This window comes from Geodermatophilus sp. Leaf369, assembly GCF_001424455.1.
In the GTDB taxonomy this organism is placed as follows: domain Bacteria; phylum Actinomycetota; class Actinomycetes; order Mycobacteriales; family Geodermatophilaceae; genus Klenkia.
In genome coordinates this window covers 109,668-130,205 of record NZ_LMQA01000003.1, presented here as the reverse complement: position 1 = coordinate 130,205, position 20,538 = coordinate 109,668, and the positions used below count along the sequence as shown (strand labels likewise).

Here is a 20,538-nt window from a genome sequence, read left to right as displayed (position 1 = left end):
CTGCGCGCACCTGCAGCGCCCGGTGTGGGCCAGGTGGCCCATGGTGCTTAGCCGTGCTGACGACCACGCTTTCTCGCAGGCGGCGACCAGGCGCACACGAGGTGTGCGCGGGGGGCCGGCCGACGCCGACACATCCAGTTCATCGCTGACAGGGGTGCACGTGGTTCCCAGGACGAGCAGCACCACCCGGGCCGGACGCGACCGCGTCCTCGCCCGGAGCGGGGTCGTCGCCATCGCGGCGGCCCTCACCATGACCGCGGGGGCCGGCAACGCGCTGGCCGCCCCGGCCGACATCGCAGCCCGCGCCGGCCAGCAGCCGGTCACCCTCACCGGGGACCAGCTGCAGCAGGTCCAGGGCCAGCTCGACGCCCGCCGCGACGGCAGCCGCCCCGCCGGGCTGCCCGACAGCGGACCGACCTCCTTCTTCGTCGAGACCGGTACGCCCTCGACGTCCCAGGTGTTCGCCGAGACGCTGCCCGGCTCGGGGGAGGCCGCCGCCGGTGTCGCCGCCGCTGCCGCACAGCCCGCAGCCGAGGCCGCTGCGGCCGCCGTCGCCAGCGAGGTGCCGGCCGCGGTGCCCGCCGCGGAGGTGCTGTACTCCACGACCACCGTGCTCTCCGGGGTCGCCGTCCGTGCCGACGCCGCGGACTACGAGGCGCTGGCCGCGCTGCCCGACGTGGTGGCCGTGCACCCGATCGCGCCCAAGCAGATCAGCAACACCGGTGCCGCGTCGGTCGTCGAGGCCGTGCAGGCCTGGGAGGACCTCGGCAACACCGGCGAGGGCGTCTCCATCGGCATCATCGACACCGGGATCGACTACACCCACACCGACTTCGGTGGCAGCGGCAGCGTCGACCAGTACGAGACCCTGCAGGCCTACGAGGCGCAGCCCGCCCCGGCCGGCATCTACCCCAACGCCAAGGTCGTCGGCGGCCGGGACTTCGTCGGCGACAGCTACAACGCCGACCCGGCCAGCCCGGCCTACCAGCCGGTCGCCATGCCCGACGACAACCCGCTGGACTGCAACGGCCACGGCTCGCACGTCGCCGGCACGTCGGCCGGGTACGGCGTGAACGCCGACGGCACCACCTACCGCGGCGGCTACGACGACGGCGTCCCCTCGGACCTGTCCATCGGGCCGGGCATGGCGCCCGGTGCGGAGCTGTACGCGCTGAAGGTCTTCGGCTGCGACGGCTCCACCGACGTCACCATGCAGGCGATCGAGTGGGCGCTGGACCCCAACGGTGACGGCAACCCCGAGGACCACCTCGACGTCGTCAACCTCTCCCTGGGCTCGGACTACGGCCTGGCCGACGACGCCGACTCGATGGCCATCGACCGGGCCATGGAGCTCGGCATGCTCGCCGTGCTGTCCGCCGGCAACGCCGCCGACAGCTACGACATCGGTGGCTCGCCGGGCAACGCCCCCCGCGGCATCGCGGTGGCGGCCAGCAACGACGGCTACGCGGTGCTCGACGGCTGGCAGGTCGTCTCGCCCGAGGGCCTGGTCGAGGGCGCCCGCCCCGGCCTGCGGTCCATCGCCTACAGCGACACCGACGACGGCGGCACGATCAAGCCCGACGTCACCGGTGACCTGATCGCCGCACCGGCCGGCAACGAGTCCGGCTGCGCGGCCCTGCCGCCCGGCTACGCCACCGGCCAGATCCTGCTGATCGAGGCCGACGGGTTCACCTGCGGCTCGGTCGTCAAGGGCACCAACGCGGTGAACGCGGGGGCCATCGGCTTCGTCATCGTCGACGACGGCGACGCCCTGGAGACCGGCATCACCGGCGTCCCGCAGATCCCGGGCATCCTGGTCACCGCCACCGACGGTGCGGCCCTCACCGGTGCCGTCGCCGCGGGCACGACCGTCACGGTCACCTTCGGCCCCGGCCTGAAGTCCTCCTCGGTCACCACCGACCCGGGCCAGGTCGACCAGCTCGCGTCCTTCAGCTCCCGCGGGGTCCGGCAGGCCGACGGCGTCAAGCCCGACGTCGCCGCCCCCGGCGTGAGCGTCTTCTCCGCCGGTGTCGGGCAGGGCTCCGGTGGGGCCACCCTCTCCGGCACCTCGATGGCCGCTCCCGTCACCGCCGGCGTCACCGCGCTGATCCGCGCGGCGCACCCGGAGTGGAGCACCGAGCAGGTCAAGGCCGACCTGATGAACACTGCCGGCCACGACCTGACCACCGGCCCCGACGGCACCGGCGAGGTCTACGGGCCCAACCGGGTCGGCGCCGGCCGGATCGACGCGTCGGCGGCGCTGGCCAACGAGGTGCTCGCCTACGCCGAGGCCGGTTCGGGCGTCGTGTCGGCGTCCTTCGGGGTCGTCGAGGTCGACGCCGAGCAGGTCAGCGACAGCCGGACCATCACGGTGGAGAACACCGGTGACCGGGCCGCGGTCTACCGGGTGTCCTACGACGCCCTCGTCGCCCAGCCGGGCGTCCGGTACGCGCTGTCCGCCCAGCGGCTCACCGTGCCCCCGGGCCAGAGCCGCACGGTGACGGTCACCATGACCGCCACCCAGGACCAGCTGCTCAAGGTCGCCGACCCGACGATGGTCGTCGACGACGGCCGCCAGTTCGTCGGTGAGGCCAGCGGTCGGGTCTTCTTCACCCCGCAGAACAACCGCGGGGAGACCCTGCGGGTGCCGGTGCACGCCAACCCGAAGCCCTCCTCCACGCTGGCCGCCACGGCAGCCGAGGACGGCTCGTCCATCACCCTCACCGGTGAGGGCGTGGCCAACGGCCCGGCCCTGGACCCCAGCAGCTACACCTCGCTGGTCAGCGGGTTCGAGCAGCTCGGCTACAGCCCGGAGCTGCCCGAGTGCACCACCGCCCCCGCCTCGGACTGCTACAAGACCGAGCTCGAGCGGTCGGTCGACCTGGCCGGCGTCGGGGTCGCCTCCGACGTGCTGCAGTACGACGACGCCGGCCTGTACTTCGCGGTCTCCGCGCACGGGCGCTTCACCACCGCGCAGACGGCCGTGAACTACGGGGTGTTCCTCGACGCGACCGAGGACGGGGTCTGGGACTACCAGGTCACGACCACCCGCATCGAGGACTACGACGTGCCGCTGGTCGTCCTGACCGACCGGGACTTCAACCTCGTCGGGCCGGGCGGTGAGCCCGTCGTGACGCCGATGAACGTCTACGACGGCCTCGTCGACACCAACGCGATGGACTCCGACGTCCAGGTGCTCAGCGTCCCGCTGTCGGCGTTCCCGGAGCCGCTGGGCCGGATCACCTTCGGTGTCCAGTCCTCCAGCGCCAACGGCACCGTGGACGACGTCGGCACGGTCACCACCGGTGGTCTGCCCGAGCTCGCGCCCCAGGCGATGAGCTTCGACCCGACCGCCCCCGGGCTGTCCTTCGACGTCGACGGCGAGTCCGCGATCGTGGTCCCGGCCGCCGACGGCACCGAGATCACGGTGACCCAGGACGCGGCGTCCTACGCCGCGGACACCGCCGTGGGCGGGGAGAAGGCCGCGATGGTGCTGCTCAGCCAGAACAGCACCGGCGCGGGCCGCACCCAGACCGTCCCGATCGCCGGGACGGCGGCCGACACCTCGACCACCACCGAGGTCCCGCCGGCCGACACCACCCCGGTGGAGCCGGCGCCCGAGGACACCACCACGGTGCCCCCGGTGACCGAGGAGCCCGCGGAGGCACCGGTCGAGACCCCGGCCGACGCCCCGGTCGAGACGCCCGCGGACGCCCCGCCCGCCGGCTGACCCGGCAGCACCACCGCGCACCCGGCGCCCCCCGCACACCCGTGCGGGGGGCGCCGGTGTGTCCGGGTGGGGACGCCGTCCGTGCCGGGCACTAGCCTCGGGCCCCATGCGGCTGGCTGTGATCCCTGGAGACGGCATCGGACCCGAGGTGGTGGCCGAGGGCCTCAAGGTCCTCGGTGAGGTGGCCCCCGACGTCGAGAGCACCCACTACGACCTCGGGGCCGCCCGCTGGCAGCGCACCGGGGAGCTCCTGCCCGACACGGTGCTCGACGAGCTGCGCCAGCACGACGCGATCCTGCTGGGTGCGGTGGGCGACCCGTCGGTGCCCGCCGGCATCCTCGAGCGGGGGCTGCTCCTGAAGCTGCGGTTCGAGCTCGACCACCACGTGAACCTGCGCCCGGCCAAGCTCTACGACGGCGTCACCAGCCCGCTGGCCGCCCCCGGCGAGATCGACATGCTGTGCGTGCGCGAGGGCACCGAGGGCCCCTACGTGGGCAACGGCGGCGTGCTGCGCAAGGACACCCCGCACGAGGTGGCCACCGAGGTCAGCCTGAACACCGCCTTCGGCGTGGAGCGCGTGGTCCGGTACGCCTTCGAACGCGCCGTGACCCGCCCGCGCAAGCACCTGACGCTGGTGCACAAGACCAACGTGCTCAGCCACGCCGGGTCGCTGTGGTCGCGCACGGTGGAGGAGCTCTCCACGGAGTTCCCGGACGTCGCCGTGGCCTACCAGCACGTGGACGCCGCCGCGATGTTCTTCGTGACCGACCCCGGCCGCTACGACGTGATCGTCACCGACAACCTGTTCGGCGACATCGTGACCGACATCGCCGCTGCGGTGACCGGTGGCATCGGGCTGGCCGCCAGCGGCAACCTGGACGCCTCGGGCACCAACCCGTCGATGTTCGAGCCGGTGCACGGTTCGGCGCCCGACATCGCCGGTCAGGGCAAGGCCGACCCCACCGCGACGGTGCTGTCGGTCGGGCTGCTCCTGGAGCACCTGGGGCGCCCGGAGCAGGCCCGCAAGGTCAACGCCGCGGTGGCCTTCGACCTCTCCACCCGGGACAAGCGCTCCCCGCTGCGCACCGCCGAGGTCGGCGACCGCCTGGCGGCCCTCGCCTCCGGCTGAGCCCCGGGTCGGCCGGACGGGGTCAGCGTGCGCTGAGCGGTGCCACCGTGGAGGCCAGCAGGCAGAACTCGTTGCCCTCGGGGTCGGCGAGCACGACCCAGGTCATGTCCTCGGACGGCGGGCCCTGACCGACGTCGGCGCGGGTCGCCCCCAGCGCCAGCAGCCGCTCGAGCTCGGCCGCCTGGTCGCGGTCGGTGGCGTTCAGGTCCAGGTGCAGCCGCACCTTCCCGGGCGTGGGGTCGGGGGTGGGGAGGAAGTCCAGCCCCGGCACCGGGCCCTTCTCCGGCTGGCCCGGCGGGGCGATGCTGACCACGCCGTCCTCCTCGCCGACCACCTCCCAGTCGAGGACGGCAGCCCAGAAGGCGGCGAGCGCGGGCGGGTCCAGGGCGTCGACGGCGACGGCGGTGATGCGGGAGGCCATCGCCCGATCCTGGCCGCAGGGAGCCGGTGGCACCAGGTCAGTAACCTCGACGCGTGCGCATCGTCCGTTACGCCTCACCGTCCGGCATGTCCTTCGGCGTCCTCGACGGGGACGGCCAGGTGGCCCAGATCGAGGGCCACCCCTTCGGCCAGATCTCCTTCACCGGTCAGCGGCACGCCGCGGCCGACGTCCGGCTGCTCTCCCCGATCCTGCCCAGCAAGGTGGTGTGCGTCGGGAAGAACTACGCCGACCACGTGGCGGAGATGAAGACCGGGGACGCCCCGAAGGAGCCGTTGCTCTTCCTCAAGCCCTCCACCTCGGTGATCGGGCCCGGCGACGCGATCCGCATCCCGCCGGGCAGCACCAACGTGCACCACGAGGCCGAGCTGGCCGTCGTCATCGGCGCCCGCGGGGCCCGGCACGTCACCCCGGAGCAGGCGCTGTCCAGCGTCTTCGGCTACACGATCGGCAACGACGTCACCGAGCGGGACATGCAGCGCAGCGACAACCAGTGGACCCGGGCCAAGGGCTTCGACTCCTTCTGCCCGATCGGCCCGTGGATCGAGACCGACCTGCCCGGCATCGGCAAGGACCCCGCCGACCTGTCGGTCACCGCCACCGTCGACGGCGAGCTCCGCCAGGACGGCCGCACCAGCCAGCTGCTCTTCGACGTCCCCACCCTGATCTCCTACATCTCGCAGGTGATGACCCTGCTGCCCGGGGACGTCGTCCTCACCGGCACCCCGGCCGGGGTGGGCCCGCTGCGGGCCGGCGGGGCGGTCACCTGCGCCATCGAGGGCCTGGGCGAGCTGACCAACACCGTCACCGGCGCCGACACCGTCTCCACCGCGTCGTGACGGCCCCCACCGGGCCGGTCCGCACCCGGTTCTGCCCCTCGCCGACCGGCACGGTGCACGTCGGCGTCATGCGGGCCGCGCTGTTCAACTGGGCCTACGCCAGGCACACCGGCGGGCAGTTCGTCTTCCGCATCGAGGACACCGACGCCGCGCGCAACACCGAGGAGTCCTACCGGCACCTGCTGGACAGCCTGCGCTGGCTGGGCCTGGAGTGGGACGAGGGCCCCGAGGTCGGCGGCCCGCACGGGCCCTACCGGCAGTCCGAGCGCGGCGAGGTCTACCGCGACGTGCTGGCCAAGCTGGTCGAGGGCGGGCACGCCTACGAGTCCTTCTCCACCCCCGAGGAGGTGTCGGCCCGCCGGGTCGCCGCCGGTCAGGACCCCAAGCAGGGCTACGACGGCGCCGACCGGGAGACCACCGACGCCCAGAAGGCCGCGTTCCGCGCCGAGGGCCGCTCGCCGGTCTACCGGCTCCGGATGCCCGACCACGCCCTGGCCTGGGACGACCTCGTGCGCGGCGAGGTCTCCTTCGCCGCCGGCGCCGTGCCGGACTTCGTGCTCGCCCGGGCCGGCGGCCAGCCGCTGTACCCGCTGGTCAACCCGGTGGACGACGCCCTGATGGGCATCACCGACGTCCTGCGCGGGGAGGACCTGCTGTCCTCGACCCCCCGCCAGCTCGCGCTCTACGAGGCGCTCACCGCCGTCGGGGTGACCCAGGGCGCCCCGCGCTTCGGGCACCTGCCGCTGGTGATGGGGGAGGGCGCGAAGAAGCTGTCCAAGCGCGACCCCACGTCGAACCTGGACCTCTACCGCGACCGCGGCTTCCTCCCCGAGGGCCTGGCCAACTACCTGGCGCTGCTCGGCTGGGCGATCGCCGAGGACCGGGACGTGTTCTCGATGGCCGAGATGGTCGAGGCCTTCGACGTCCGCCGGGTGAGCCCCAACCCGGCCCGCTTCGACCTGAAGAAGGCCGAGGCGATCAACGCCACCCACCTGCGCGCGTTGCCGGTGGAGGAGTTCGTCACCCGGGTGACCCCGTACCTGGCCGGCGCCGGCCTGGTCGCGGAGCCGCCGACGGCCGACCAGCAGCGGGTGCTCGACGCCATCGCGCCGCTGGCCCAGGAGCGGATGGTCGTGCTCTCCGAGGCCGTCGGCCTGCTGGGGTTCCTCTTCACCGACGACGTCGTGTTCGACGAGGCGGCGGTGGCCAAGCAGCTGTCCGGACCGGACGCCGTGGAGGTGCTGGACGCCGCGACCGCTGCGCTGACCGCACTGACCGACTGGACCACCCCCGAGCTGGAGGCCGCGCTCAAGCAGGCCCTGGTCGAGGAGCTGGGCCGCAAGCCGCGGCAGGCCTTCGGGCCCGTCCGGGTCGCGATCAGCGGGCGCACGGTCAGCCCGCCGCTCTACGAGTCGATGGAGCTGCTGGGCCGGGAGACCACCCTGGCCCGGCTCGCCGTCGCCCGGGAGCGCGCGAGCGCGTGATGCCCGGCGGAGCGGGTCCCCAGCAGGGTCAGGCGCAGCCCTGGCAGTACGGCGGCCCGCCCCCCACCGGCCGGTGGGGGGCACCGGCGCAGGTGCCCCGCGGCTGGGTGCCCGCCCCGCCGCCGCCACCGCTGCCGCCACGGCCGGTGGGAGGTCGACCGGTCACCCCGCCCGGGGCCCCGCCCTTCGACCGACCGCAGCCCTACGAGCGGCTGATGCGGGCCCGCGACTGGGCCTGGTGGCGTCCGGTGCTGGGCCTGCTGCTGTTCTCCGTGCTCTACGCCGTGGCCGCCGTCCTCGTCGTGGTCGCGGTGCTGGTCACCGGCGTGGTGCCCGAGGCCAACCTGCTCGACCTGGTCGACCCCGGCGTGCTGCTGATGACCAACCTGTCGCTCATCGTCGCGATCCCGATCGTCTGGGCCTGCTGGGCGGTCGCGCACGGCATGCGGCCGGGCTGGTCGTCCTCGGTCACCGGCCGGCTGCGCTGGCGGCTGTTCCGACCGCTCACCTGGCGCGCCCTGCTCACCCTGGGCGTCGGCGTGCTGGTGACCATCGGGATCAGCCTGACCGCCGAGTCCGGCACGATCACCGGCCCCGACTCCAGCTACGTCTGGCTGGTGCTCGTGGTGCTGCTGACCACGCCGCTGCAGTCCGCCGCCGAGGAGTACGTCTTCCGCGGCTACCTGACCCAGGCCCTCACCGCGTGGATCCGCTCGGAGAAGGCCGGGCCGGTCGTCGCCGCGCTGGTGACGGCCACGCTCTTCTCGGCCGCACACGCCCCGCCGGACGTGCTGACCTTCGCAGACCGGTTCGCCTTCGGGCTCGCCGCCTCGTGGGTCACGAACCTCACCGGGGGGCTGGAGGCGGCGATCGTGCTGCACGCGGTGAACAACGTGGTGGTCTTCCTGACCATCGGGCTCCTCGGCGACGAGGTGGCCACCGCGGTGCCCCCGGCCGGCATCGGGCTGCTGGTCACCCTGCTCGACCTGGTCGCCATGGGCGCCTACGTCTGGCTCGTCGCCCGCTCCCGCGCGGTGCTGCGGCCCGAGCTCGTCAGCCCGGCCGTCGACCTCCGGGGGACACCGGTCCGGCAGCCCACCTGGGTGCCGGCCCCGCCGCTGCCCCCGTTCGGCGGGGCGCCGGGTCCGCCGGCGCCCGACCCGCGGTGGTCACGGCAGGGGGGTGCGTGAAGCCCGGGAGGGCATCGGGTAGTGTCTCCGACGGCGCTGAGAGGCGCTGACAACAGCACAGCCCATGGGGTATGGGGTAATTGGCAGCCCGACGGTTTCTGGTTCCGTTAGTCTAGGTTCGAGTCCTGGTACCCCAGCGAGGAAGCGTGATCTCCTCAGGTAACATCTGCACACAGTTCTGGCCCCGTCGTCTAGCGGCCCAGGACGCCGCCCTCTCACGGCGGTAGCGAGGGTTCGAATCCCTTCGGGGCTACACCGCACCACCAGACACCCTCCGACCCGCCCGGGTCGGGGGGTGTTTCTGCGTCCGGCGGGCAACCCGGTGCAACCGTTGACGCTCCCCGCCGGGTGCCGTGTGATCGGGGTCTCACCCACCCCTCAGCGCGGAGGCGTCCATGAGCAGGCTCCGGTTCGGCATCTTCCTGGCCCCGTTCCACCCGGCGGGGGAGAACCCCACGACGGCACTCCAGCGCGACCTCGAGCTGGTCGCCCACCTGGACCGGCTGGACTACGACGAGGCCTGGATCGGGGAGCACCACTCCGCGGGCAGCGAGATCATCGCCTCGCCGGAGATCTTCATCGCCGCGGCCGCCGAGCGGACGAAGCGGATCAAGCTGGGCACCGGCGTGACCTCGATCAGCTACCACAACCCGTTGTGGGTGGCCGAGCGCATGGTCCTGCTGGACCACCTGACCCGCGGGCGGGTGATGCTCGGCTGCGGCCCGGGCTCTCTGCCGACGGACTCGATGATGCTGGGCCTGGACCCCACCGACACGCGGGAGCTGCTGGCCGAGAACCTCGACATCATCATGCGGCTGCTCCACGGCGAGACCGTCTCGGCGACCACCCGCACGCACACCCTGGTCGACGCCCGGCTGCACCTGCGGCCCTACAGCGAGCCGCTCTTCGACGTCACGGTCGCGGCCGTCGCCTCGCCCACCGGGCCCCGCCAGGCCGGCACCCACGGCATCGGGCTGCTGTCCATCGGCGCCACGCTCTCCCCGGACGGCTTCGACGCCCTCGCCCACCACTGGTCGGTCGTGGAGGAGCGCGCCGAGGCCCACGGGAAGACCGTCTCCCGCGCCGACTGGCGGCTGGTCGGGCTCATGCACATCGCGGAGACCCGCGAGCAGGCCTACGCCGACGTCCAGTTCGGCATCGAGTCGTGGTTCCGGTACTTCCAGAAGACCGCGGCCTTCCCGCAGATGGCGGTGGAGGGAGGCGACGTCAAGGAGATGATCGACTTCATCAACGACGCCGGGATCGGTGCGATCGGCACCGTCGAGGACGCCCGCGCGCAGGTGCAGAAGCTCTGGGACCAGTCCGGCGGCTTCGGCGCGATGCTGCTGCTCGCCCACGAGTGGGCCGCCCCCGAGGCCACCAAGCGCTCCTACGAGCTGATCGCCCAGCACGTCTTCCCGCACTTCCAGGGCGGCCAGGTCACCCACGCGCAGTCGACGCTGGAGGCCAAGGAGCGGGCCGGTCTCAAGCGCGAGGACTACGCGGCCCAGCAGATGCAGGCCGTGGCCACGATGACCGAGCGGTACGCCGCCGAGGTCGCCGCCAAGGGCTGAGGAGCTGCTGACACCGGGTGTCAGCCTGGTGCGTCCGGGGGAGGAAGACCCCCGGACGCACCCGGCCCACGGGTGCACGACCACGGGAGACCCCATGGACCTCGGCATCAGCGGCCGCACCGCACTCGTCACCGGAGCGGACTCCGGCATCGGCCGCGAGACCGCCCGCATGCTGCTCGCCGAGGGCGTGCGCGTCGTCATCACCGACGTGGACGCCGAGGCCCTCGAGAAGGCCGCTGCCGAGCTGGGCGACGGCGTCACCGCCATCGCCGCCGACCTCACCGACGCCGCCGACGTCGACCGCCTCAAGACCGAGGTCGTCGCCGCCATCGGCGACCCGCAGATCCTGGTCAACGCCGCCGGCATCACCGGGGCGCAGGGGCTCTTCCACGAGATCGACGAGGAGGGCTGGCGCTCCACCCTGGAGATCGACTTCTTCGCCGTCGTCCGCGTCGTCCGGGCGTTCGTCGACGGCATGCGCACCGCCGGCTGGGGGCGCATCGTCCTGCTCGCCAGCGAGGACGCGGTGCAGCCCTACGTCGACGAGCTGCCCTACTGCGCGGCCAAGGCCGCCGTCCTCAGCCTGACCAAGGGCCTGTCCAAGAGCTACGGCTCCGACGGCGTGCTGGTCAACGCCGTCTCCCCGGCCTTCATCGCCAGCCCGATGACCGACGCGATGATGGAGAAGCGGGCCGAGGAGAACGGCACCTCCGTCGACGAGGCGATCGAGTCCTTCCTGGACGAGGAGCGGCCGGGCATGGAGCTGGGGCGCCGCGGTGAGGTCGAGGAGGTCGCCAGCGTGATCACCTTCCTGTGCTCCGAGCGCGCCAGCTTCGTCAACGGCAGCAACTACCGGGTGGACGCGGGGTCGGTGTCCACCATCTAGGGCGTCCGGGTGGCGGGTGTTAGCGTTCACAATCGTGATCAGCACCACCCGCCACCTCGCCGACGGCCGCGAGATCGTCTACTTCGACGACGCGCCCGTGTCCCGTGACGCCGTCGACCCGCGGGACCTCCCGCCGGTGGCGACGCGCTCCCAGGTCCGCTGGGACCCGCTGCTGGGGGAGTGGGTGGTCATCGCCGCCCACCGGCAGACCCGCACGTTCCTGCCGCCGACCGACCAGTGCCCGCTGTGTCCCTCGACCCCGGAGCGGGCGACCGAGGTGCCCGAGGCCCACTACCAGGTCGCGGTGTTCGAGAACCGCTTCCCCTCGCTGTCGACCGAGGTCGACCGGGACGTGCCCACGCACGCCGAGGGGAACCCGCTGGTGGCCCTGCGGCCCGGGGAGGGCCGCTGCGAGGTCATCGTCTTCACCGCCGACCACGACCGCTCCTTCGCCGACCTGGGTGCCCAGCGGGCACGGCTGGTCGTCGACGCCTGGGCGCAGCGCACCGAGGTGCTGTCGGCGCTGCCGGGGGTGGAGCAGGTGTTCCTGTTCGAGAACCACGGCGAGGAGATCGGGGTGACCCTGGGTCACCCGCACGGGCAGGTCTACGCCTACCCGTTCCTCGCCCCCCGGGTGCAGCGGGTCCTGGCCCAGGCCCGGGCCTACGACGGCGACCTGTTCGCCGACGTGCTCGCCGCCGAGCGCACCGGCCCCCGCGTGGTCGCGGCCAACGAGCACTGGACGGCGTTCGTGCCCGGTGCCGCCCGCTGGCCCTACGAGCTCCAGCTCTTCCCGCACCGTCGGGTGCCCGACGTCGCGGCGCTCACCGACGCCGAGCGGGACGCCTTCGTCGAGCTGTACCTGGACGTGCTGGGCCGGTTCGCGCACCGCTTCGAGGCCCCGATGAACTACATCTCCTCCTGGAACCAGGCCCCGGTGCACGAGGGACGCGAGGACTGGTGGCTGCACCTGCAGCTGTTCTCCTTCACCCGCGCCCCGGGGAAGCTGAAGTACCTGGCCGGCTCGGAGTCCGGGATGGGCGCCTTCGTCTCCGACACCTCGCCCGAGGGCGTCGCGGAGGAGCTGCGCCAGGTGGTCCTGCCGTGACCTTCCGCGAGCTGTTCGGCGCCGACCCCGAGGGTGTCTGGCTGGCCCCCGGCCGGGCCAACGTGATCGGCGAGCACACCGACTACAACGGCGGCTACGTGCTGCCCATCGCCCTGCCGCACCGGGTGCTGGCCTCGGTCGGGCGCCGCACCGACGGACTGCTCTCGGTGGCGTCGGTGCAGCAGCCCGGCGTGCACGTCGAGCTGCCGATGACCGAGCTGCGACCGGGCAACCCCGGGGGCTGGGCCGGCTACGTCGCCGGCGTGGCCACCCAGTTCGAGCTGCCCGGCGGGCTGTCGGTGCTCGTCGACGGCGACGTCCCGGCCGGCGCCGGCCTGTCGTCCTCGGCCGCGGTGACCTGCTCGGTGGCCCTGGCGCTGCGCGACCTGCTCCGCCCGGACCTCGCCGTGGACGACCTCGTCGACGTCGCCCGGCGGGCCGAGAACGACTTCGTCGGCGCGCCCACCGGGATCCTCGACCAGTCGGCCTCGCTGCTCTGCCGGGCCGGTCACGCGCTCTTCCTGGACACCCGGGACCGCTCCACCGCCCACGTGCCCCTGGACCTGGCCGCGGCCGGCCTGGCGCTGCTGGTGGTCGACACCGGGCACACCCACAGCCACGCCGACGGTGGCTACGGCGACCGGCGCCGGGAGTGCGAGGCGGCCGCCGCCGACCTCGGGGTCACCGCGCTGCGGGACGCCACCGTGGAGACCGTCGCGACGATCGCCGACGACGTGCTGCGCCGCCGCGCCCGGCACATCGTGACCGAGGACGACCGGGTGCTCGAGGTCGTCCGGCTGCTCACCGACGGCAGCGACCCCCGGGCGATCGGCCCCGTGCTCACCGCCGGGCACGCCTCGCTGCGCGACGACTTCGAGATCTCCACCCCCGAGCTCGACGCCGTCGTCGACACCGCGCTGGCCGCCGGCGCGCACGGCGCGCGCATGGTGGGCGGCGGCTTCGGCGGCAGCGCGATCGTGCTGGTCGACACGGGGTCTCTGGACGCCGTCACCGCCGCCGTCCAGCCCGCCGGCGGCACCTACCGCACCTTCGTCGCCGTCCCCGGCCCGGGAGCCCACCGCCTCAGCTGACGAGAAGCGCCCTTCGCGTCAGCGGGTGGCGCGGCCGATGGCGACGGCGGCGTCGAGGACGGCGCCGACCACCGCGGGGCTGGGCCGGCGGCCCAGCCGCTCGACCGGGCCCGAGACCGACACCGCGCCCAGCACCCCGCCGGCGCCGTCCCGGACCGGGGCGGACAGCGAGGCGACACCCGGCTCGCGCTCGGCCACGCTGTGCGCCCAGCCCCGGCGGCGGACGTCGAGCAGGGTGCGGGCGGTGAAGCTGGCCGCCGACAGCAGCGGGGTGACCTCGTCGGCGGGAGCGAAGGCGAGCAGCGCGTGGGCCGCGGAGCCCGCGGTCATCGGCAGCCGGGCGCCGACGGGCACGGTGTCGCGCAGCCCGGAGAGCCGCTCGGCAGCGGCGACGCAGACCCGCACCGAGCCGTCCCGGACGTAGAACTGGGCGCTCTCGCCACTGAGGTCGCGCAGCGCGACCAGGTGCCGGGTGGCCGCGCCGGCGAGCTGCTCGGTGCGGTCGGCGCCGCCGCGGGCGAGCTCTGCCAGCACCGGGCCGGGGGTCCAGGAGCCGTCGGGGGTGCGCCGCACCAGACGGTGGCCCTCCAGGGCCACGGCGAGCCGGTGCGCGGTGGCCCGGGGCAGTCCGGTCCGGGCCACCAGCTCGGCGAGGGTGGCCGGTTCGGCCGCGACGGCGTGCAGGATCGCGACGGCTTTGTCCAACACGGCAACGGGGTTAGGCTGTCCCACGAGCTGACACTCTCATCCCGCACAGTGGGATGGCAAGTCACCGGACACAGGAGGCGCAGCCGTGGGGCAGACCCTGGCGCAGAAGGTCTACGAACAGCACGTGGTGCGACGCACCGAGGGCGAACCGGACCTGCTCTACATCGACCTGCACCTCGTCCACGAGGTCACCAGCCCCCAGGCCTTCGACGGCCTGCGCGCGGCCGGGCGCACCGTGCGCCGTCCGGACCTCACGATGACCACCGAGGACCACAACGTCCCGACCACGGACCTGCTCGCGCCCATCGCCGACCCGGTCAGCCGGGCCCAGGTGCAGGCCCTGCGCGACAACGCCGCGGAGTTCGGCCTGCGCACCGCCCCGATGGGCGACCGCGACCAGGGCATCGTGCACGTCATCGGCCCGCAGCTGGGGCTCACCCAGCCCGGCATGACGATCGTCTGCGGGGACAGTCACACCTCCACGCACGGCGCCTTCGGCGCGCTGGCCTTCGGCATCGGCACCAGCGAGGTCGAGCACGTGCTGGCCACCCAGACGCTGCCCCAGCGCCCGGCCAAGCAGATGTCGGTCCGGGTCGACGGCGAGCTCCCCCTGGGCGTCAGCGCCAAGGACGTCATCCTGGCCGTCATCGCCGAGATCGGCACCGGTGGCGGGCAGGGCCACGTCATCGAGTACCGGGGCAGCGCGATCGAGGCGCTGTCGATGGAGTCGCGGATGACCATCTGCAACATGTCGATCGAGGCCGGCGCCCGCGCCGGGCTCATCGCCCCCGACCGGACGACGGCCGACTACCTGGCCGGCCGCCCGCACGCCCCGCAGGGCGCCGACTGGGACGCCGCCCTCGAGGCCTGGGCGCAGCTGCGCACCGACGACGACGCGGTGTTCGACCGCGAGGTCGTCATCGACGCCGCGTCGCTCACCCCGTTCGTCACCTGGGGCACCAACCCCGGCCAGGGCCTGCCGATCGGCGCCTCGGTGCCCGACCCGGCGCAGATCGCCGACGCCGGTGACCGGGCCGCCGCGGAGTCCGCGCTGGAGTACATGGGCCTGACCGCCGGCACCCCGCTGCGGGACATCAGCGTGGACACCGTGTTCCTCGGCTCGTGCACCAACGGCCGGATCGAGGACCTGCGGGTCGCCGCCGAGCTGCTGCGCGGCAACCACGTCGCCGCCGACACCCGGATGCTCGTCGTCCCCGGTTCGATCGGGGTCAAGCAGCAGGCCGAGGCCGAGGGCCTGGACGCGGTCTTCACCGCCGCCGGGGCCGAGTGGCGCGGTGCGGGCTGCTCGATGTGCCTGGGGATGAACCCCGACCAGCTCTCCCCGGGGGAGCGGTCGGCCTCGACGTCCAACCGCAACTTCCAGGGCCGGCAGGGCAAGGGCGGGCGCACCCACCTGGTCTCGCCCGCCGTCGCGGCCGCCACGGCCATCACCGGGAAGCTCACCGCCCCGGCCGACCTGCAGGGAGCAGCGCTCTGATGGACGCCTTCACCACCCACACCGGCACCGCCGCCCCGCTGCGGCGCACCAACGTCGACACCGACCAGATCATCCCGGCCGAGTACCTCAAGCGGATCACCCGCACCGGCTTCGAGGACGGGCTGTTCGTGGCCTGGCGGACCAACGAGCCGGACTTCGTGCTCAACAAGCCCGAGTACGCCGGCGCCTCGATCCTGGTCGCCGGCCCGGACTTCGGCACCGGCTCCTCCCGCGAGCACGCCAACTGGGCGCTGCTCGACGGCGGTTTCCGGGTCGTGGTCAGCGCCCGCTTCGCCGACATCTTCCGCAACAACTCGACCAAGTCCGGGCTGCTCACCGTGCAGCTGCCCGCGGCCGACGTCGAGGCGCTGCAGGACGCCAGCGAGGCCGACCCCACCCTCGAGGTGACCGTCGACCTGGTCGCCAAGGAGGTCCGCTGGGCCGATCGGACGGTCGGGTTCGACATCGACGACTACACCCGCTGGCGGCTGCTGGAGGGCCTGGACGACGTCGGTCTCACCGAGCGGCACCTCGAGGACGTGACCGCCTTCGAGGCCGCCCGCCCGGCCTGGTTGCCGCGGACCCTGCCGGTCGTCTGACCGTCGGGAACCCGGCGGGGTCGGGCGGCGACTGGACACCCGTGTCCACCTCCCGACCCCGCCGGTCCGTCCTCGTCCTCCTGCTCGCGCTGGCCGCCTGGCTGACCGCCGCCGGCACCGCCCAGGCGCACACCGGCCTGACCGCGTCCACCCCGGCCGAGGGCAGCACGGTCACCGAGCCGCTGGCGGCCGTCACGCTCACGTTCAGCGCCGCCGTCCGGGGGCCCGAGGTGACCGTGGCCGGCCCGGACGGGGCAGCGGTGGCCACCGGGGAGGCCACCGCCGACGGCGCGGTGGTCACCGTGCCGGTGGCGCCGACGGCGACCGGCCCGCACATCGTCACCTGGGCGGTCACCTCCGCCGACGGCCACCGGCTGGAGGGCACGGTCGCCTTCGGCTACGCCGGCCCGGTGCCCACCACGGCCGCGCCGGCGACCACGGCAGCGCCCGCCACCACGACACCGGAGCAGGCCCGGCCGAGCGAGGCCGCGGCCAGCACCGAGGACGACGAGGGCGGGAGCAGCACCGCCGCCCTGGTCGCCGTGGGCGTCGTGGTGCTCGCTGCCGGCGGCGGCACGCTCGCACTCCGCCGCCGCCGCTGACCCCTCAGGCCGGGGCGTCCGGGTCGACCGGGAAGTCCCGGTAGTAGTCGGCCAGCAGCGCCCCCGGGCGACCACCGAGGACCCACACGCTGCCCTTGGCCGCCGGCGGCCAGAGCGCACCGCCGGTGGTGGCGTGCTGCACCCCCAGCGCCATGAGCACCGAGGGGATGGCGCCGCCCTGGCTGGCCACCACGGTCACCCCCGGGGTGCTGCGCGGCTCGAGCAGACGACGGACGACGTCCAGCCCGGCCTCCGGGTCGGCGCCGAAGCCGTCCTCGCCCAGCTCGGGCACCTCGCCGACCGGCAGGCCCAGCGCCCGGGACAGCGGGGCGACGGTCTGCCGGCAGCGCAGCGGGGGAGCGGACAGGATCTCGGTGGGACCGAAGGCGGTGAGGACCTGGGCCAGCCGGCGGGCCTGCGAGCGGCCGCGGGCGTCCAGCGGGCGGTCGTCGTCCGGGCCGTCGAAGTCCGACCGCTCCCCGGCGCTGGCGTGCCGCACCAGCAGCAGGGTCGGCGTCCGGGGCACGTCGGCGCGGGCCAGGTCGGTGAGCACCGCGGCGTCGTGCGGGTGGGTGACCAGCCGGCTGGCCTCGGGCACGGGCAGCCAGCGGAGCTCGTCGACCTCGTCGTTGACCACGAAGTCCCCGGCGACGTGCTGCATCGTCCAGTAGTCGACCCGCTTGGGGCCGGCCCGGTGGGTGTACCGGGTCTGCACGCTGCGCCGGCCGACGGCGACCTGCAGCCCGGTCTCCTCCACGACCTCGCGGACGGCGGCCTGCAGCGGGTGCTCCCCGGCGTCCAGCTTGCCCTTGGGCAACGACCAGTCGTCGTACTTGGGCCGGTGCACCACCGCGGTCTCCAGCACCCCGCCGGGACCACGCCGCCAGAGCGCGCCCCCGGCGGCCGGGGTGAGGCGCTCAGCCAGCGAGCTCACCGGCCATGATCATCGCCTGGTGGTCGCGCTCGCCGGTGCGCTCCCAGCTGCCGTCGGCGCGCAGCTGCCAGCTGCGGGTCTCCGGCGCCATGGCGTTCTGGAACATCCGCTCCAGCTGGGCCTGGGCCTGCTCGTCACCGATCCGCAGCAGCACCTCCACCCGGCGGTCCAGGTTGCGGTGCATGAGGTCGGCGCTGCCCAGCCACCACTCCGGCGTGCCGTCGTTGAGGAAGGTGCACACCCGGGAGTGCTCCAGGAAGCGGCCCACGATCGAGCGCACCCGGATGTTCTCGCTCATCCCGGGCACCCCCGGGCGCAGCGCGCAGATCCCGCGGATCCACAGCTCCACCGGCACCCCGGCGTTGCTGGCCTCGTAGAGGGCGTCGATGAGCTCCTCGTCGACGAGGGAGTTCACCTTGATCCGGATGCCCGAGGCGCGGCCCTCGGCGGCGTGCCGGGCCTCCCGGCGGATCTTCTCCACCAGGCCGGCGCGGATGCCGTGCGGGGCGACCAGCAGCGACCGGTAGGTGGTCTGCCGGGAGTAGCCGGTGAGGGTGTTGAACAGGTCGGTGAGGTCGGCGCCCACCCGCGGGTCGGCGGTGAGGATGCCGAGGTCCTCGTAGATCCGGGCGGTCTTCGGGTTGTAGTTGCCGGTCCCGATGTGGCAGTAGCGGCGCAGCACGCCGTTCTCCCGGCGGACCACCAGCGCGGTCTTGCAGTGCGTCTTGAGACCCACCAGGCCGTAGACGACGTGGCAGCCGGCGCGCTCCAGCGAGCGGGCCCAGCTGATGTTGGCCTCCTCGTCGAAGCGGGCCTTGATCTCCACCAGGACGACGACCTGCTTGCCGGCGGTCGCGGCCTCGATGAGCGCCTGCACGATCGGGGAGTCACCCGAGGTGCGGTACAGCGTCTGCTTGATCGCCAGCACCAGCGGGTCGGCGGCGGCCTGCTCGATGAACCGCTGCACGCTGGTGGCGAAGGAGTCGTAGGGGTGGTGCACCAGCACGTCGCCCTCGCGCAGCGTCGCGAACACGCTCTTGGGCGTCTCGCCCTCGGACAGCCGCGGGTGGGTGGCCGGCACGAACGGCTCGTCCTTGAGCTCGGGCCGGTCCAGGCCGTAGAGGGCCATCAGCGAGGCCAGGTCGAGCAGACCCGGCACGTGCAGCACGTCGCTGGGGGAGACCTCGAGCTCGTGCAGCAGCACGTCGAGGATCTGCGGGTCCATGGTCTCGGTGACCTCGAGCCGGACGGCGGGACCGAACCGGCGGCGGGCCAGCTCGCGCTCCAGGGCCTGCAGCAGGTCCTCGTCGCGGTCCTCCTCGACCTCGACGTCGGCGTTGCGGGTCACCCGGAACAGGTGGTGGTCGATGACGTCCAGGCCCGGGAAGAGCTGGTTGAGGTGCGCGGAGATGAGGTCCTCCAGCGGCAGGAACACCGACTCGTCCTCGGTGGTCGCCACCGGCACGAAGCGCGGCACGTTGTCGGGCACCTTCACCCGGGCGAAGCGCGGCGCGCCGGTCTCGGGGTCGCGCACGGACACGGCCAGGTTCAGCGAGAGCCCGGAGATGTAGGGGAAGGGGTGTGCCGGGTCCACCGCCAGCGGGGTGAGCACCGGGAAGACCTGGTCACGGAAGTACTCGCGCAGCCGCATCGCCTCGCCGTCGGCCACCTCGCCCCAGTGCACGATCTTGATGCCGTGCTCCTCCAGGCGCGGCCCGACGTCCTCCACGAACACCGCGGCGTGCCGGGCGACGAGGTCCTGGGTGCGCTCGGCGATCCGGTGCAGCTGCTCCCGGATGGTGAGCCCGTCGGGGGAGCGCACGGTGAGGCCGGTGTTCTGCCGGCGCTTGAGACCGGCGATGCGGACCATGAAGAACTCGTCGAGGTTGCTCGCGAAGATCGAGAGGAACTTGACCCGCTCCAGCAGCGGCGCCCCGTCGTCCTCGGCCAGCTCCAGGACCCGGGCGTTGAAGTCGAGCCAGGACAGCTCGCGGTTCAGGAAGCGGTCGGCGTGCAGCACCGTGTCGGTCTGCGGCGGGGTCTGGGTCTCGGACACGCCGTCATCGTGCCGCACGCGGGTGAACGGCAGACGATCACGCGCACGCGCCGGGCCGGGCGTCCGCCCGGCTGCGCGGACCGGTGCCCAGCGCGCGTGCGTCGACCAGGTGCGCCGGGGTGTCGACGTCGCGGCGCAGCCCGGGCCAGTCCCCGGTCAGGGGCACCGCGCCGCCGGCGGCGTGCGCGGCCGCCGACCCCGGACCGAACGCCGGCGACAGGTCGCCGGAGGTGACCGCCAGCAGCGTCGTCCCGGTGCCCTCGGCGTCGGCGACGAAGGCGCGCCGGTGGTGCCCCGCGGCCGCCAGGGCGCCGGTCAGCTCGGTCGTGCGCAGCGCGGGGAGGTCGGCGTGCATGGCGGCCACCCGGGAGCCGCCGGCGGTCCGCGCCCCGTGCACCAGTGCCGCGTTCAGGCCGGCTGCGGGCACGTCGGGCGCCACCCGGGCACCGGCCCCGGCGGCCGCGGCGGCGACCCGGGGGTCGTCGGTCACCACCCACAGCGTGCCGACGGCGGGGCTGGCCAGTGCCGCCTCGAGGGTGTCGCCGAGCAGGGCCAGCACCAGGTCCTCGTGGGCGGCCCGGGTCGTGGCCGGACCCAGCCGGGTCTTGGCGAGCCCGAGCGGCTTCACCGGGACCACCACCGACCAGCGCTGCACACCTCCCACGCTGCCA

General features: G+C 73.9%; 17 protein-coding genes and 2 tRNA genes. 14 read left to right on the top strand and 5 right to left on the bottom strand.

Features of this window, described 5'->3' with window-relative positions; genetic code table 11:
- The first annotated feature begins 160 nt into the window (after positions 1 to 160).
- Together ASG36_RS15025 and ASG36_RS15020 are read left to right on the top strand one after the other, a co-directional pair.
- A complete protein-coding gene (locus tag ASG36_RS15025) occupies positions 161 to 3,730 on the top strand; it encodes a S8 family serine peptidase (RefSeq protein ID WP_162245199.1) in 3,570 nt (1,189 codons plus the stop codon).
- 106 nt (positions 3,731 to 3,836) lie between these two features.
- Positions 3,837 to 4,859 (top strand): 3-isopropylmalate dehydrogenase, encoded by a 1,023-nt coding sequence (locus ASG36_RS15020; RefSeq protein WP_055765560.1) that lies wholly within the window; start codon positions 3,837 to 3,839, stop codon positions 4,857 to 4,859.
- Between the two features lie 22 nt (positions 4,860 to 4,881).
- Here the strand turns inward: ASG36_RS15020 and ASG36_RS15015 are convergent, their stop codons facing one another.
- Positions 4,882 to 5,280, bottom strand: a complete 399-nt coding sequence (locus tag ASG36_RS15015) for a VOC family protein (RefSeq protein WP_055765557.1) — start codon at positions 5,278 to 5,280, stop codon at positions 4,882 to 4,884.
- A gap of 53 nt (positions 5,281 to 5,333) precedes the next feature.
- Here ASG36_RS15015 and ASG36_RS15010 point away from each other — a divergent pair, with 53 nt between their 5' ends.
- The 9 genes from ASG36_RS15010 (at position 5,334) to galK (ending at position 13,470) form a co-directional block, all read left to right on the top strand.
- Positions 5,334 to 6,137, top strand: coding sequence for a fumarylacetoacetate hydrolase family protein (locus tag ASG36_RS15010; protein WP_055765554.1), 804 nt, complete (start codon positions 5,334 to 5,336; stop codon positions 6,135 to 6,137).
- Positions 6,134 to 7,621 carry a glutamate--tRNA ligase gene (gene gltX / locus ASG36_RS15005; protein WP_055765551.1) on the top strand — a complete coding sequence of 496 codons (1,488 nt, stop codon included), beginning with the start codon at positions 6,134 to 6,136 and terminating at the stop codon, positions 7,619 to 7,621. Before ASG36_RS15010 ends, gltX begins: the two co-directional genes overlap by 4 nt.
- Positions 7,621 to 8,811 (top strand): CPBP family intramembrane glutamic endopeptidase, encoded by a 1,191-nt coding sequence (locus ASG36_RS15000; RefSeq protein ID WP_157498838.1) that lies wholly within the window; start codon positions 7,621 to 7,623, stop codon positions 8,809 to 8,811. The genes gltX and ASG36_RS15000 overlap by 1 nt, the downstream gene beginning before the upstream one ends.
- A 65-nt stretch (positions 8,812 to 8,876) precedes the next feature.
- A tRNA-Gln gene (locus ASG36_RS14995) sits at positions 8,877 to 8,948 on the top strand.
- 43 nt (positions 8,949 to 8,991) lie between these two features.
- Positions 8,992 to 9,064: transfer RNA gene (locus ASG36_RS14990), tRNA-Glu, on the top strand.
- 142 nt (positions 9,065 to 9,206) lie between these two features.
- Positions 9,207 to 10,385 (top strand): LLM class flavin-dependent oxidoreductase, encoded by a 1,179-nt coding sequence (locus tag ASG36_RS14985; RefSeq protein ID WP_055765544.1) that lies wholly within the window; start codon positions 9,207 to 9,209, stop codon positions 10,383 to 10,385.
- 94 nt (positions 10,386 to 10,479) lie between these two features.
- Positions 10,480 to 11,271, top strand: a complete 792-nt coding sequence (locus ASG36_RS14980; protein ID WP_055765543.1) for an SDR family NAD(P)-dependent oxidoreductase — start codon at positions 10,480 to 10,482, stop codon at positions 11,269 to 11,271.
- Between the two features lie 34 nt (positions 11,272 to 11,305).
- Entirely contained in the window at positions 11,306 to 12,379 is a 1,074-nt protein-coding gene (gene galT, locus ASG36_RS14975) for a galactose-1-phosphate uridylyltransferase (RefSeq protein WP_055765541.1), read from the top strand.
- Positions 12,376 to 13,470: a galactokinase gene (gene galK, locus ASG36_RS14970; RefSeq protein WP_055765537.1), complete on the top strand. Its 1,095-nt coding sequence runs from the start codon at positions 12,376 to 12,378 to the stop codon at positions 13,468 to 13,470. The genes galT and galK overlap by 4 nt, the downstream gene beginning before the upstream one ends.
- An 18-nt stretch (positions 13,471 to 13,488) precedes the next feature.
- Here the strand turns inward: galK and ASG36_RS14965 are convergent, their stop codons facing one another.
- Positions 13,489 to 14,202 (bottom strand): IclR family transcriptional regulator, encoded by a 714-nt coding sequence (locus ASG36_RS14965; protein ID WP_055765534.1) that lies wholly within the window; start codon positions 14,200 to 14,202, stop codon positions 13,489 to 13,491.
- 61 nt (positions 14,203 to 14,263) lie between these two features.
- Between ASG36_RS14965 and leuC the strand changes: the two genes are divergently transcribed.
- Genes leuC through ASG36_RS14950 form a run of 3 tightly spaced genes read left to right on the top strand, consistent with a single transcriptional unit; the run spans position 14,264 to position 16,877 of the window.
- Positions 14,264 to 15,676, top strand: coding sequence for a 3-isopropylmalate dehydratase large subunit (leuC, locus tag ASG36_RS14960; protein WP_055765531.1), 1,413 nt, complete (start codon positions 14,264 to 14,266; stop codon positions 15,674 to 15,676).
- Positions 15,676 to 16,275 carry a 3-isopropylmalate dehydratase small subunit gene (leuD, locus tag ASG36_RS14955; protein ID WP_055765530.1) on the top strand — a complete coding sequence of 200 codons (600 nt, stop codon included), beginning with the start codon at positions 15,676 to 15,678 and terminating at the stop codon, positions 16,273 to 16,275. The genes leuC and leuD overlap by 1 nt, the downstream gene beginning before the upstream one ends.
- Before the next feature lie 41 nt (positions 16,276 to 16,316).
- On the top strand, positions 16,317 to 16,877 hold the full coding sequence (locus ASG36_RS14950; protein WP_055765527.1) for a copper resistance CopC family protein: 561 nt from the start codon (positions 16,317 to 16,319) through the stop codon (positions 16,875 to 16,877).
- A gap of 4 nt (positions 16,878 to 16,881) precedes the next feature.
- On the opposite strand, the gene ASG36_RS14945 is transcribed toward ASG36_RS14950, so the two are convergent.
- From ASG36_RS14945 to cofC, 3 genes are read right to left on the bottom strand one after another with little or no spacing between them, the layout of a single operon-like run.
- Positions 16,882 to 17,811, bottom strand: coding sequence for an NUDIX hydrolase (locus ASG36_RS14945; protein ID WP_055765524.1), 930 nt, complete (start codon positions 17,809 to 17,811; stop codon positions 16,882 to 16,884).
- Entirely contained in the window at positions 17,795 to 19,867 is a 2,073-nt protein-coding gene (locus tag ASG36_RS14940; RefSeq protein WP_200944510.1) for an RNA degradosome polyphosphate kinase, read from the bottom strand. The genes ASG36_RS14945 and ASG36_RS14940 overlap by 17 nt, the downstream gene beginning before the upstream one ends.
- Positions 19,868 to 19,904: 37 nt before the next feature.
- Positions 19,905 to 20,522 (bottom strand): 2-phospho-L-lactate guanylyltransferase, encoded by a 618-nt coding sequence (gene cofC / locus ASG36_RS14935; RefSeq protein WP_055765518.1) that lies wholly within the window; start codon positions 20,520 to 20,522, stop codon positions 19,905 to 19,907.
- Positions 20,523 to 20,538 lie beyond the last annotated feature (16 nt).